Annotated in this window: 10 protein-coding genes and 1 pseudogene; 4 read left to right on the top strand and 7 right to left on the bottom strand. The window is 71.1% G+C overall.

Annotated features, from left to right (window positions below; genetic code table 11):
* The first annotated feature begins 262 nt into the window (after positions 1-262).
* On the top strand, positions 263-748 hold the full coding sequence (locus ABZ851_RS15920) for a peroxiredoxin (RefSeq protein WP_361127099.1): 486 nt from the start codon (positions 263-265) through the stop codon (positions 746-748).
* 281 nt (positions 749-1029) lie between these two features.
* Positions 1030-2268 (top strand): aromatic acid exporter family protein, encoded by a 1239-nt coding sequence (locus ABZ851_RS15925; protein ID WP_361127102.1) that lies wholly within the window; start codon positions 1030-1032, stop codon positions 2266-2268.
* 34 nt (positions 2269-2302) lie between these two features.
* Here ABZ851_RS15925 and ABZ851_RS15930 read toward each other — a convergent pair.
* Together ABZ851_RS15930 and ABZ851_RS15935 are read right to left on the bottom strand one after the other, a co-directional pair.
* Positions 2303-5459: pseudogene (locus tag ABZ851_RS15930) on the bottom strand (BTAD domain-containing putative transcriptional regulator).
* Between the two features lie 145 nt (positions 5460-5604).
* The gene (locus tag ABZ851_RS15935; RefSeq protein WP_361127105.1) at positions 5605-6831 is read right to left on the bottom strand and encodes a cytochrome P450; all 1227 of its coding nucleotides are present in this window, start codon (positions 6829-6831) and stop codon (positions 5605-5607) included.
* Between the two features lie 232 nt (positions 6832-7063).
* Between ABZ851_RS15935 and ABZ851_RS15940 the strand changes: the two genes are divergently transcribed.
* On the top strand, positions 7064-7357 hold the full coding sequence (locus tag ABZ851_RS15940) for a hypothetical protein (RefSeq protein WP_361127108.1): 294 nt from the start codon (positions 7064-7066) through the stop codon (positions 7355-7357).
* Between the two features lie 136 nt (positions 7358-7493).
* Here ABZ851_RS15940 and ABZ851_RS15945 read toward each other — a convergent pair whose 3' ends face one another.
* Positions 7494-8615, bottom strand: a complete 1122-nt coding sequence (locus ABZ851_RS15945; protein ID WP_361127111.1) for an MFS transporter — start codon at positions 8613-8615, stop codon at positions 7494-7496.
* A gap of 121 nt (positions 8616-8736) precedes the next feature.
* Here ABZ851_RS15945 and ABZ851_RS15950 point away from each other — a divergent pair, with 121 nt between their 5' ends.
* Positions 8737-9693, top strand: a complete 957-nt coding sequence (locus ABZ851_RS15950; protein ID WP_361127114.1) for an Lrp/AsnC family transcriptional regulator — start codon at positions 8737-8739, stop codon at positions 9691-9693.
* Here the strand turns inward: ABZ851_RS15950 and ABZ851_RS15955 are convergent.
* The 4 genes from ABZ851_RS15955 to ABZ851_RS15970 form a co-directional block, all read right to left on the bottom strand.
* The gene (locus ABZ851_RS15955) at positions 9665-10591 is read right to left on the bottom strand and encodes a LysR family transcriptional regulator (RefSeq protein ID WP_361127117.1); all 927 of its coding nucleotides are present in this window, start codon (positions 10589-10591) and stop codon (positions 9665-9667) included. The genes ABZ851_RS15950 and ABZ851_RS15955 overlap by 29 nt on opposite strands.
* Positions 10592-11152: 561 nt before the next feature.
* Positions 11153-11875, bottom strand: coding sequence for a haloacid dehalogenase type II (locus tag ABZ851_RS15960; RefSeq protein ID WP_361127120.1), 723 nt, complete (start codon positions 11873-11875; stop codon positions 11153-11155).
* A 301-nt stretch (positions 11876-12176) separates the two neighbouring features.
* Positions 12177-12824, bottom strand: a complete 648-nt coding sequence (locus ABZ851_RS15965) for a DUF305 domain-containing protein (RefSeq protein WP_361127123.1) — start codon at positions 12822-12824, stop codon at positions 12177-12179.
* Between the two features lie 87 nt (positions 12825-12911).
* Entirely contained in the window at positions 12912-13319 is a 408-nt protein-coding gene (locus ABZ851_RS15970; RefSeq protein ID WP_361127361.1) for a DUF6153 family protein, read from the bottom strand.
* Between the last annotated feature and the right edge of the window lie 18 nt (positions 13320-13337).

Below are 13337 nucleotides of genomic sequence, written 5' to 3' on the forward strand. Positions count from 1 at the left end.
CCAATCCGGATCCCGGCCGGTGACGAATACACCGGATGAGGATGTCCGGAACGCCGTGCTGCGCTGTGCCGTGCGGCCGCCGTGCGATCGATCGGATCGGATCGGGAGAGGAGGAGCTGTGGCGATGCCGCAGTGCATGCCTCGACTTCACCGGATCCCGTCACCGGATCCAGGGCCCCGCTCAAGGCGCCGGACAGTCGGAGACAGTGCACGTAGATACTTTTCGCAGACCTCCCGCCTCCCTAGTGAAGGGACACCCCCCATGGCCCCCGCACCCCAAATCGGCAAGCCGGTACCCGACTTCACCCTGCCCGGTGGTGTGCTGACCGGCGACCGCTTCGAGCGTCGCGACTACGCCCTGTCCCTTCAGCGCGGTCGCCCGCTCGTCCTGGTGTTCTATCCGGGTGACGACACCAGCGTGTGCACCAAGCAACTGTGTTCCTACTCCAGTGGCCTCGAGCAGTTCCAGGGCCAGAACGCGGAGGTCTGGGGCATCAGTCCGCAGGACGTGGACAGCCACGAGCGGTTTGCGCGCAAGTACGACCTGCGGATGCCCTTGCTCGCCGACACCGATCGCGGCGTCGCCCGCACCTTCGGCGTCGCCGCCCCCGGCATCGGAGTGCGCAGGGCCGTGTTCCTCATCGGATCCGACGGCACCCTGCACTGGAAACACGTGGCGCTGCTCGGCGCCACCTTCCAGCCTCTCGACACGCTCGCCCGGCATCTCGCCGGTATGCCCACCACCTGACCGGGCGGGTGCCGGGCCCGGATGACCCGCTGTGCCGCCGGTTCCGCATACGGGTAGTGAGCTCGCGGCGACGGAAAATCACGCGCGCCCGGCGCCCGGCACATCGAGTTCCGGGCGCCGGGCCCGGTGCCGGTGCTCAGGCCGGCACCGGGTCCGGTCTGCCCTGGGGTCAGGACCGGCGATCCCCAGATCGCCCCGGGTGATGACCGCCGCGTGAGGTAAGCGGGTCATTCAAGGCCATCGAGGGTGCCTTGGGCGCGCACAGGGGGGAAGGGTCGAGGGTGCGCGAAGTTACCGATCCCCTGCTGGACCTCGTCCGATGGCACAGCGAGCCCGTCGTCGCCCAGACGCTCCGCTCGACCGTGGCCGCCGTGATTTCCTACGTCGTCGCCCTGCTGCTGAGCAGCGAGCCGGCGCCGCTGACCGCGCCCCTGACCGCCCTGCTCGTAGTCCAGGTCACCCTGTACACCACTCTCACCACCAGCGTGCGCAGGGTGAACGCCGTCGTGGTGGGGGTGGTCATCGCCATCGGCTTCAGCTCCCTGGTGGGGCTGACCTGGTGGAGCCTGGGGCTGATCATCCTCGCGTCGCTGGTCATCGGGCGTTTCGTGCGGGCCGGCGAGTTCGTGCCCGAGGTCGCGATCAGCGCGATGCTGGTGCTCGGCGTGACGACGACACGGGTGGCCGCGACGGCCTGGGACCGGGTGTTGGAGACGCTGATCGGGGCCGTCGTCGGACTGCTCTTCAACATGCTGTTCGTGCCGCCCCTGTGGGTGCAGCCCGCCAGTGAGGCCATCGAGGGCCTTGCCGCCCGGATGAGCCGGTTGCTGCTGAGTCTCGGCGAGGAGATGACGGGCCACACGCCCGTGGCGGAGGCGGCAGCCCGGCTGCACGAGGCGCGGCGCCTGGATCACGACATCGTGCAGGTGGACGCGGCGCTCCGGCAGGCGGAGGACAGCCTCCGGCTCAATCCCCGGGTCAAGGAGGGCCTGCTCTCCCGTGTCGTTCTGCGCACCGGGCTGGACACCTTGGAAATCTCCGCGGTGGTGCTCCGTACGGCGTGCCGTACCCTGACCGACCTCGCCAAGGCGCGCACCGACGAATCGCTCTTCCCGGCGGCCCTCGGCACCGCCCTGCAGGAGCTGTTCGGCCATATGGCCCGCGCGGTCGAGAGCTTCGCGGTCCTCATCACCACCCAGGTCAGCGCCAACGCGGAGGAGGCCGAGGAACGGCTCGGCCAGGAACTCGCCGCCAGCCGCGAGAGCCGGGAGACCGTCGCGCACCTGCTCCTCGACGGCGTGCAGGAGCACCCCCGGCAATGGCAGCTGCACGGTGCGCTGCTGGCCGAGATCGACCGCATCCTGGACGAGCTGGATGTGACGAAACGCTCCGAGCGGCTGGTGGAGGAGCTGAACCGCCAGGCCCGCGAACAGCGGGAGAAGTACCCGTTGGTGGACAAGCTGCGGGGCCGGCTGCGCCTGGGACGGCCGGGAAGCCGCGTCACGGACGTCGCGGATTAGGAGGAGCGCCATGTGCGCGGCCCGGCCTCCAGGCTCAAGAAGCGAGTGTGGCCTCGACCAGCTGGGACCAGTGGGTCCGCGTCCCCTCCCGGGCGGCCTCGGCGAACCGTGCCTCGCCGAGGCGGTGCCGCGCGGCCCGTTCGATCCGGGCCACGTCCGGGTGGGAGCGGTCCTGCAGCCCGCGTACGTCCGCGCTCGCCGCGAGCAGCCGTGCGGCCTGCTCGTGCTCGTCGCGGCGCAGGGCCAGGTCCGCGACCCCGACGAGTACCTGCGCGGTCAGCGGCGCGTATCCCGACTCGGACGCCGCCTCGCAGGCCGCCGCGCGGTGCGCCCGGGCCTCTCCGAGGTCGTCGGCGAGGTAGCCGAGCAGGTCGTGCGTCACCGCGCGGATGTTCGCCTGCTTCGCTTCGTCGCCCAGTACGGCCGCCACGACGCCGAGTTGCCGGTACGCCTCCTCGGCATCGCCGCCCCACCGGGCGAGCTCCGCCTTCGCGAGGGCCAGCTCGGCCAGCGCGCCCGGCCAGGTGACCCGCTCCGCGCACCGCCGCGCCTCGGCAAGGGCGTCCGCGCTCGCGTCCTCGTCGCCCAGCAGCCAGTACAGCTGCGCCTGCCGCGACCGCATCCGGATGACATCCTCGGTGGCACCGACCTCGGTGACGACCGCGATCGCCTGCTCGTAGTGCTCGCACGCGGCGGCGAACCCGCCACGCACGGCGATCCGGTCCGCCAGCTCGGACAGCGCGAACGAGATCCCGAACCGCTCGCCGAGCGCCCGGAACTCGGCGAGCGCCCGCTCCAGATGCGCGTCCGCGTCCGACCCGTCCTGCCCGAGCACGATCCGCATCTTGCCCAGCTGCAGCCGGGCCAGCGCGCGCACCCACGGGTCCTCGTTGTCGAGCAGCGCTTCGAAAGCGGGCCGGAACCCGTCGGGGGTCTGCAGCAGGCGTTCCAGCGCGGCGACGAGACCCAGCAGCGGGGCGCGACACCGGCTGCGCCGGCTGAGCCGGTGCGCCTCGCGGATCCAGTGCTCTGCCTGGCGCTCGTCGCCCCGCCCGGCGCTCACGAACAGCACGACCAGCGCGTACGTCATGGCCCGGACGTCGTCGGTCACTTCGCCGGGTGTCCTGGCGGCCGCGGTGATCAGCTCCATGCCCTCGGTCCGGTGCCCGCCGAGCCACCAGTACCAGCCCGCCCCCGCCGCGAGCCGCATCGCCTCCTGCGCCTCGCCCGCCGTGAGCGCGCCCCGCATCGCCGAACCGATGTTGTCGTGCTCGGCCTCGAGCAGGGCCAGCCAGTCCAACTGCTCGGCGCGGCGCAGATGCGGCTCCGCGGTCTCGGCGAACTCGGTGAAGTAGGCCAGGTGCGCATGGCGCGCCCGCTCCGATTCCCCTGCCTCCGCGAGCCGTTGGCCGGCGTACTCCTTGATGGTGCCGGTCATGCGATAGCGCGGGGCGCTGTCGACCTCGGCGACCAGCAGCGACTTCTCGGTCAGCGCGGTCAGCAGCTCGAACACCTGATCCTGCTCGACGGCGTCGCCCGCGCAGACCCGTTCGGCCGCTTCCGGTCTCGCCCCGCCGGAGAACACCGAGAGCCTGCGCAGGACCATCCGCTCGGCGTCGGTCAGCAGCTCCCAGCTCCAGTCGACTGCCGCGCGCAGCGTCTTGTGCCGCGGCAGCGCGGTCCGGCTGCCGCTGGTCAGCAGGCGGAAGCGGTCGTCGAGCCGGTGGGCGAGCTGATCGAGGGACATGGTGCGCAACCGGGCCGCGGCCAGCTCGATCGCCAGCGGCATCCCGTCCAGCGCCCGGCAGACGCGCACCATCGTCGCCAGCGTGCGGGCGTCGGCCGCGAGATCCCGGCGCACCGCCCCGGCCCGGTCCCGCAGCAGCTGAACGGCGGGTGCGGACTCGATCTCGGCGGTGCCCGCGTCCCCCTCCGGCAGGGCCAGTGGCTCGACCGGCCACAGTGCCTCCCCGGTGATGCCGAGCGGTTCCCGGCTCGTCGCCAGGATCCGCAGCCGCCGGCACTCCCCGAGCACCCGGTGGGCGAACACCGCCGCGGACTCGATCACATGCTCACAGTTGTCCAGGATCAGCAGCGCCTCCCGCTCGCGGACCGCGGCGATCAGCCGGTCCGTCAGCTCCGCGGTCGGGGCCCCGCCGAGCAGGGCGTCCCGCAGGCCGAGCCCGGCGAGGGTCGCCTGCGCCACGTCGCCGTCCGAACCGATGGCGGCGAGCTCCACCAGCCAGACCCCGTCCGGCAGGTCGCCGAGCAGCGTGCGTGCGGCCTCCGTGGCCAGCCGGGTCTTCCCCGAGCCGCCCGGCCCGGTCACGGTGGTGAGCCGGTGCCCGGCGACGAGCCCGCGGACCGCGGCGACATCGGCGCCCCTGCCGACGAAGGTGGTCAGCTCGGCGCGCAGGTTGGTCTTGCGGCTCGCTTCCCGTTGCCGCAGGCCGGACCCCGCCTCGCCCCGCAGCAGCGCGAGGTGCAACGCGGCCAGCTCCGGCGAGGGGCCGACGCCCAGCGCATCGGCCAGAGCCTCCCTCGCGCGCTGGTAGACCAGCAGCGCCTCGCTGTCGCGACCGGCCGCGACGAGCGCACGCATCAGCGCCGCGACCAGCCGTTCCCGCACCGGGTGCGCGGCCACCAGGTCGGTCAGCTCCGTGACCAGCTCCGCACCGCGCCCGAGGGCGACCTCCGCGCCGACCCGCTCCTCCGTGGCGGTCAGGCGCAGCCCTTCGAGCCGGACGACCGCCGCGTCGAAGGGGGCGCTGTCCTGCAGCCCGACGTCCTGCAGGGCCGCACCGCGCCACAGATCGAGGGCCTGGCGCAGCAGCCGCACCCGCAGACCACCGTCCTCGGTGCCGGCCTGCCCCGCGGTGACCAGGCGTTCAAAGCGCACGGCGTCGACGGCCTCGGGCTCCACGGCCAACCGATAGCCGTCCGTCCGGCTCTCGACCACCCCGTGCGGCAGCACCTTCCGCAGCCGGGAAACCAGGCGCTGCAGGGCGTTCGTCGCATCGGCGGGCAGGTCCTCCCCCCCAGATCCAGTCGACGAGCGACGCCTTCGGGACCACCTGACCCGGCTTGAGCGCGAGGGCGATCAGCAGCCCGCGCAGCCGCGCGCCCGGCACGTCGGCCAAGTCTCCGTCGTCCGTGCGCACTTCGAACGGACCCAGCATCCCGATCTGCACCCGCTGATTTTGCCATGGGTGTTCGACAGGCAGCCATGAGGCGGGAATCCATGAGGCGCGGGAATCCATGGGGCGGAGGGCCATGCAGTGGTCATCCCATGCGGTTGGGCGTTTCTGCTCCCGGTGACGCGCTCGGCCGGCGGCCTTACCGGGCCGTCTCCGTCCAGGTGACCGGCAGTTCGTGGACGCCGTAGATATTCATGTCGGTCTTGAGCTTCACCTCGTCGGCGGGGACGGCGAGTTCGAGGGTGGGGAAGCGGCGCAGCAGGCCCTCGAAACCGGCGCGCATCTCGATCCGGGCCAGTTGCTGGCCCAGGCATTGGTGGATGCCGTGGCCGAAGGACAGGTGACCGCGGGCCTTGCGGTGGATGTCCAGGGTGTCGGGGTGGTCGAAACGCAGGGGGTCGCGGTTGGCGGCCAGCAGGGAGACGACGACGGTCGATCCCTTGCCGATGGTCTCGCCCCCGAGTTCGATGTCCTCCGTGGCATAGCGGTAGAAGATGTCGGCTATGGACAGGTAGCGCAGCAGTTCCTCGACGGCGCCGGGCAACAGGTCAGGATCGGCGCGCAGTTCGGCCAGTTGCTCGGGGTGTTCCAGGAGCGCGAAGGTGCCCAGGGCGAGCATGTTGGCGGTGGTCTCGTGGCCCGCGAAGAGCAGCAGGAAGGCGACGCCGGTCAGCTCCTCGATGGTGAGGTCGTCATGGCGGGCCAGGTCGGACAGGATGTCGTCGCCGGGGGCGGCACGTTTGTCCGTGACCAGTTCGGAAAGGTACGTCGTCAGTGCCTGGTACGCGGCCATCTTCTCGTCGAGCGACTGGTCCTTGACCAGGAACTTGGCGGAGTTGACCTGGAAGGTCTCCCGGTCGGTGTAGGGGACGCCGAGCAGTTGGCAGATCACCAGCGAGGGCACCGGCAGCGCGAACTCCTTGACCAGGTCGACCGGCGGGGTGAGGCGCGCCAGTTCGTCCAGTTGCCGCTCGGCGATGTCGATGATGTGCTCTTCGAGCTGCTTCATGCGTTTCACGGTGAAGGCGCCGGTGAGCCTGCGCCGCAGGCGGGTGTGGTCCGGCGGGTCCATGGCGACGAACAGGCCCGGCACCTGCGGGGACGGTTCGGTGGCGGCGGGCATGTCGGGGGCCTCGTACGGCATGTGGAGGATGCCGAGGTCCTGGCGGGAGCTGAACCGGGTGTCGGCCATGAGCCGGCGGACCACGTCGTAGCCGGTGACGAGCCAGCCCTCGTGACCATCGGGGAAGATCATGGGACTGACGGGGCGAGCCTCGCGCAGCTGGGTGATGAGGCGGGGAGGGTCGAAGGGGCCCGCGTCGCGCTCCATGGGGAGGCCCTGCGGGACGGAAACCGTTTGACTCATCGGAAGCCCTTTCGTGGTGGATGTGCCGACCACGATCGCCGACGGTCCTGACATCCGGCAGACACGGCGCTGACACCGGTCATGCCGGGGGGATGGTCGGTGTCAGAGCCGGTCTGCACGGTCCGTGGCCCGTAGTCCTTCTGCGGGCGCTCAGCGATCCGGCTCTACGGGCCGGGCGGGCCGCCGGACGGGCGGCCGGTTTCGACGGGGCGAAAGCGGCAACCTGTTTGTCATGTCCAGACGCGTTCACAACGGCAGAAGCGAAGCAGCAAGAGGGATCGTCGTCATTGCGGACCTCACCGCGGTGATCCTCGGCCTATGGATCCTGTTCGTCCTCCTCGACGCGAACCGCGCCAACGACCTGGTCAGTTGGGTACAGGCCGCGGCCGGCTGGCTGGCCGGCTGGTCGCACGATCTGTTCACCATGGACACGGACTGGGTGCGGACCGTGCTGAACTACGGGTTGCCCGCCGTGGTCTACGTCCTCATCGGGCATGTCCTTGCCGGCCGGCTCCGCCGCGCCTGATGCCCCGAGCCACGGGAGTCAGGGACTGGGGAACCCCGGGCGGAACGTGTGCCCATGCGGCCGCGGCCCCGCTCCGGACGCTGCCCCGCAAGAGGCCCGTTTCCGGGAACGGGGGTGCCGGCCGAGTCCTGGCCGCCTACTCGGCCCCCGGAACAACCCCCGCGGTCTCCGCCGGGCGCCCGGCCACCGCCTCGCTCAGCGGCTCCGGGACCTCCGGGCGACGGGTCAGCCAGAACACGCAGGCAGCACCGGCCACCGCCAGCGCACCGGCGGTCAGAGCGAGGGTGTTGTGGCCCCCTGCGAACACCGCATGCAGGGTGCGGTCGAAGGAGGCCCGCTGTCCGGCCGGGGCGGCCGCGAGGAGAGTGCCGGCTCCGCCACCGGACAGGGTCTGCGCGGCACCGGCCGGATCGGCGACCTGACCGTCCAGGGAGCCGGTCATGGTGGTGACGGCGATGGTGAGCATCGCGGCGCTGAACGCCGGACGGTGGAACAAAGACAGGTCCAGCAGAGGGTGCGTGCTGCGGCGCTGTACGGCGAGGAAGACCACGAAGGCAGCCACCGCTGCGGCCAGTGACACCAGGGTTTCCGCTGAACTCCAGCCGTGGGCGTGGGAGGCGGTCAGGGCGTGGACAAATCCGCCCGCGGCGAGCGCGAACAGCACGATGCCGGGGACATCCGGACGCCGCGTGGCGCTCCGGTCGGGGGTGGACCGGGGGATGCAGCGGAAGGTCAGCGCCAGCGCGAGCGCGGTGACGGGGACGTTGACGTAGAAGATCCACCGCCAGTCCAGCGCCTCGGTCAGCAGCCCGCCCATGACCGGGCCGAGTGCGGAGGCGCCGGCGGCGACCGCCGCCCAGACGCCTAAGGCCTGTCCGAGACGGCGACCGGAGTACAGGGTGCTGATCAGGGAGAGGGTGGTGGTGAACATCGCCGCAGCGCCCACACCCTGCACCAGCCGGGCCGCGATCAGCCACCCCATGCCGGGCGAGAGCGCACAGGCGACCGAGGCCGACGCGAAGACGACCAGCCCCGCGACGTACACGCGGCGCCGACCCTGCAGATCGGCGAGCATGCCCGCTCCGAGCAGGGCGGCGGCCACCGCGAGGGCGTACCCGTCGGCCACCCACTGCAATTGGGAGAGCGAGGAGCCCAGGGACTTTGACAGCGACGGCAGCGCGACCAGGACGATGGTGATGTCGAGGAGCAGCATGAACGTGCCCAGGCAGACGGCGGCCAGCGGCCCCCAGATACGCATGACACAGACTCCCGTAAGGGTGAGGTGGAACAGGACCCGCCCACTGTCCGGGCACCTCCGGGACTACCCCTAGCCGTAGCCTTGCCTGTGCAAGATTCCGGCACGAGAGCGAGGCACAGCGGTGGATTCCAGACCTCTGAAGGCGCTCGACACCCGTCTGCTGGAGGCCCTGCAGCTCGACGGCCGGGCCCCCTTCAGTCACCTCGCCCGCCGGCTCGACGTCTCCGAACGCACCATCGCCCGCCGCTACCAACACCTGCGCACCCTGGGGCTGCGCATCGTCGGCCAGCCCGTACCCGCCCGCCTGGGCCTGGTCCGCTGGTTACTGCGCCTGCACTGCACACCCGACGCGGCCGGCACCATCGCCGATGCGCTGGCCCGCCGTCCCGACACCAGTTGGGTCACCCTCGCTTCCGGCGGCACCGAGCTCTCCTGCGCCGTCAACACCCGCACCCCCGACGAACGCAACGCCCTGCTCCTGCGGAAACTCCCCCGCACCCCACACGTCCTGTCGGTCAGCGCCCACTGCATGATGCGGATCTTCGTCGGCGTCACCAGCACCTGGCACGCCACCCGCTTCCACGCCCCGGGCTCCGCCCCCGCGGTGGATTCCGGCACACCCGACGCCCCGCTGACCTTGGACGCCACCGACCGCACCCTGTTCACCGAACTCGCCCGCGACGGCCGCGCCACCCTGCCCGAACTCGCCAGAGCCAGTGGCCGCTCGGCCTCCAGCGTCCAGCGCCACCTGGAGCGGCTGCGCACCGAGGGCGCACTCGGCTTCTCCGTGGACTTCGACCCCCAGCTTCTCGGCTATCACATGACGACCCAGCTCTGGCTCCACGTCACCCCCGACCACCTGCGCACCGTCGGCGAAACCCTTGCCACCCACCCCGCCATCGCCTTCGCCGCAGCCATCACCGGCACCTCCAACCTCGTCGCCAGCGGCGTCTTCCGCACCCCGGCCGACCTGTACGACTACATCGACCAGCACCTCGGCCCCCTGCCAGGCATCCAGAGCATCGAAACCGCCCCCACCCTCCGGGAGGTCAAACGCCTCGCGCCCGCCCTTCCTTGAGCCGGCCGCGGGCCAGATGGCCGACGGCCGACTCCGCCAACGCACGGATCGCCGGGTGCCAGGGGCGGGCATGCGGCCCGGTCAGTACGAGGCGGCGTGAGGTCCGGGGCTCCAGCGGCAGCAGAACCAGATCCGGGGGGATCAGTGAGCGGGAGACCTCGGACAGGACGGTCACGCCGATACCGGCCTGCACCATGCTGATCAGCGTCGCCAGGTCCCGTACCCGGTGGGTGGGGGAGAAGCGCAGTCCGGCCAGGTCGTGGATCGTACGGATGCGGGCTTCGCAGCTGTTGGGTGAGATCAGGAACGGGTCGTCCTCCAGGTCGCGGAGGTGGACGAGCGGTTCGTCCGCCAAGGGGTGGTCCCGGGGCAGCAGGGCCCGGTAGCCGTCCACGGCGAGCTGGATGCCGGGGCCGGGCTCGGGACACCTCCCAGCGGTAGCCGGGGGAGGGTCGATCAGGACGGCGGCATCGGTCGTCCCGTCCTCCAGCCAGCCCGAAACTTCGGCACTGTCGCCCTCGAAGACCCGCACCGTGATCCGCGGCTGGTCCGCACGCCAGTGCCGCAGCAGGCCGGGTATCAGACCCTGGCAGACCGTGGGTGTGGCGGCCAGCCGCACGGTGCCCTTCATGGTGTCGGTGGCCTCGGCCGCGATCCGTTCCACGGACCGGGCCGCCGACAGGGCGACGCGGGCGGGCGGCACGATCCGCTCCCCGAGTGCCGTGGTACGGGCCGGGGTGGCACGGACCAACAGCGGGGCGGCCAGCTCCCGTTCCAGGGAAGCGACGGCGTGCGACACCGCTGACTGGCTGACGCCCAGTTCCGCTGCGGCCGCACTGAAACCGCCCGTATCGACGACGGCGAGGAAGGCCCTCAGCTGGGGAATGTTCACGGACATGCGGCGGCCTCATGGGTCTATGACAGGTATGCGTTGGATTCATGGTCCCAGGTCGGTGACGCTTGATCCGTGCCGCCGATTCCGGCGGAAGCGTCCCGAGCACATGCCGAGGAGAGCCATGCCGTACTTCCGGGTCACCGTCCCCGACCCCGACCTCCCAGCCGACCTCCAGCGCGCGATTGCCGAGGGCCTGACCCGGCTGGCGGTCTCGGTTCTGCGCAAGTCCAGCGCGCGCACCATCGTCCACATCAATCCGGTCCCGGCCGGCAGCTATTTCGTCGACGGCAGGCCCCTGACCGGTACCCGCGACGCGCACCTGGAGGCCAGCATCACCCTGGGCACGAACAGCGCGGCGGAGAAGGCCGAATTCATCGCCAGGGCCGGTGAACTGCTGTCGGACATCCTCGGCCCGCTTCCCCGGTCCGGCGTCGCGCTGCACGAACTGCATCCCGAGAGCTACGGCTACAACGGGGTGACCCAATTCGACTACTACCACCGGGACGAGAGCGGGGACGGGGCCGGGCCCGGGGATCGGGCGGTGCCGGCTGCCGCCGAGCCGCCCTATGGCCTGGTGCGCCCCGACGCTCCCAGCGCGTGCGCCAGCTCGATGACATCGTCGGCGACGAGGTCGACCACAGCGGGCGGGTCGACCCGTCCGGCGGCCGGGCCCCACTCCAGCGGGCGGGGGATATAGGCGGTGCGGAGCCCCGCCCTGGCCGCGGCTTCGAGGTCGTCGGGGTGGCAGGCGACCATGAGGAGTCGTCGCGGCTTCACCTCGAGCAGGTCGGCGGCCATGCGGTAGACCTGGGGATCGGGTTTGTAGGACCTGGCCAGTTCGGCCGAGAGGATGCAGTCGAACCGGAGCCCCGCCTGTTTGGTGAGGCGCGCCAGCAGGCTGATTCCTCCGTTGGACAGCGTCGCGGTGAGCACGCGGGTGTGGTGGAGCAGTTCCAGGCCGGCCGGGGCGTCGGGCCAGGGCCGCAGACGGTGCCAGGCCTGCACCAGCACATCCCGCTCGGCATCGTCGAGGTCCTCGAGCCCGTGTTCGGCAAGGGCTTCGTCGAGTGTGAGCCGGTGCAGAGCATCCAGCGGCCGCCAGGACAGCTCTCCGTCCAAGATCCTTTTGAGCGCCGGGCGGTAGCAGCGCCGCCAGGTGTCGGTGACCGTGGGCCAGTCGGCATGCAGTCCGGCCCGGCCGCCGGTACCGGACAGCGCCTCGGTCACGCTGGACCGCCAGTCGGTCAGCGTTCCGAAAACATCGAACACGGCGGCATCAACGTCCATACGACATTCCTCACCCTCAACTCCTGATGTGGACACTCGACTTGGTACGTTCCCGATCATGCCGCACCTCGCTGCCTGTTGTGCACGGTGAGGGGTGTTCGGGGGCGTTCCGGTGAGCTGGTGATGACGGCGCGTTGGTTGGTGCTTCGACGGCATCTGACCGCACTCATCCGACGGTGCGGCGTGGGTCTGCCGCTCTGAACCGGTGTCCGCCGCAGCCGCAGCCGGCAGTCAACACACTGTCGACTGCCGGCCGCGGCGGGAAGGCAGGGCAGGTGCGGTCCACCGGCCCTGCCGGTGGTCAGCGCTTTCCGAGCAGCTTGTTCATCTGTGTGATCTCCGCGTTCTGGGCCTTGATGATGTCCGCGGCCAGCGTTTTCGCCCGGCCGTATGCGCCCTTGTCCTTCTCGGTGCCGGCCATCTGCACCGCGCCCTGGTGGTGCCCGACCATCATCTCCAGGAAGGAGGTGTCGAAGTCCTTGCCGGACTTCTTCTTGAGCGCGGCCATCTCCTTCATGCCCTTCATGCCCGGCATCTGCGAGTGGGCGGAGTGGTCCATGCCGGGCATCTCCTCCGGCACCTGCTCGTCCCAGGCGGTCAGCCACCCGGACATGGTCTTGATCTCCGGGCCCTGTGCCTTCTTGATCTTCTCGGCAAGTGCCTTGACCTGGGGCGATGCGGCCCGGGTGACGGCCAGATCGGCCATCTCCACGGCCTGCCGGTGGTGCGGGATCATGCCCTTCGCGAAGGCCACATCCGCCGCATTGTGCGTACCGGCCGGAGCCTGGGCACTCGGCGAGGAAGCGGGCTTGGCGGCGGAAGCGTGGCCGGGGCGGCCGTCGCTGCCGCTGTCGCCGTTGTTGCTGCCGCATGCGGCCAGTACCAGCGCGGAGGTGGCAGTCGCCGCAACGAGGGTGAGGCGGCGCATGAGGGGACGGGTGGGCTTCATGGGTGAACTCCTGCAAGAAGTGCGGTGTCAGAACATGCCGGACGACGGCGCCGCCCCGGTGTGGGGCGTGAGCGCCGTCAGGGCGTTCTAGATCCGCAGGAGTTGGAGTTCGGCCAGAGACGGGGGTGCGCGCCCGCCGTCCTGGCCCTTCGAATCGCCGGAGCCCGCCGCGTGATCGGGCTCTGCGGGGCGGACGGGAGACGGCACCAGGGCAGGAGGCGTGGGCGGCCCGTCGAGAGCCCCGGACGCACAGGTCGTGTCGGCGTGATGAACGTGGCCGCCGCTGCCGCAGCCGGCCCCTTGACCGCCACAGTGTGCGTGGGCACCGGCCGCCGTGGCCATGCGGTGCTCGTGGCGCTGTTGGTGCGGGGGAGGGGTTGAGGTGATGACGGGGCTGAGGGCATGCATGCCCAGCAGGCCGGCCAGCAGTGCCAGTACGAACAGCGCGCGACACCGCCGGGCGGGCGGTGTCGATTCGTACAGGCGGCGGGGCATCACGTCCCCATAGTAGGC

This window comes from Streptomyces sp. NPDC047049 (genome assembly GCF_040643995.1).
Classification (GTDB): Bacteria; Actinomycetota; Actinomycetes; order Streptomycetales; family Streptomycetaceae; genus Streptomyces; species Streptomyces mooreae.

What these genes read in the sequence shown, in the direction of transcription:
- ABZ851_RS15920 (WP_361127099.1), top strand. Translation starts at nt 263, where the DNA reads ATGGCCCCCGCACCCCAAATCGGCAAGCCGGTACCCGACTTCACCCTG.
- ABZ851_RS15960 (WP_361127120.1), bottom strand. Translation starts at nt 11,875, where the DNA reads ATGGACGTTGATGCCGCCGTGTTCGATGTTTTCGGAACGCTGACCGAC.
- ABZ851_RS15940 (WP_361127108.1), top strand. Translation starts at nt 7,064, where the DNA reads ATGTCCAGACGCGTTCACAACGGCAGAAGCGAAGCAGCAAGAGGGATC.
- ABZ851_RS15965 (WP_361127123.1), bottom strand. Translation starts at nt 12,824, where the DNA reads ATGAAGCCCACCCGTCCCCTCATGCGCCGCCTCACCCTCGTTGCGGCG.
- ABZ851_RS15935 (WP_361127105.1), bottom strand. Translation starts at nt 6,831, where the DNA reads ATGAGTCAAACGGTTTCCGTCCCGCAGGGCCTCCCCATGGAGCGCGAC.
- ABZ851_RS15945 (WP_361127111.1), bottom strand. Translation starts at nt 8,615, where the DNA reads ATGCGTATCTGGGGGCCGCTGGCCGCCGTCTGCCTGGGCACGTTCATG.
- ABZ851_RS15970 (WP_361127361.1), bottom strand. Translation starts at nt 13,319, where the DNA reads ATGCCCCGCCGCCTGTACGAATCGACACCGCCCGCCCGGCGGTGTCGC.
- ABZ851_RS15955 (WP_361127117.1), bottom strand. Translation starts at nt 10,591, where the DNA reads ATGTCCGTGAACATTCCCCAGCTGAGGGCCTTCCTCGCCGTCGTCGAT.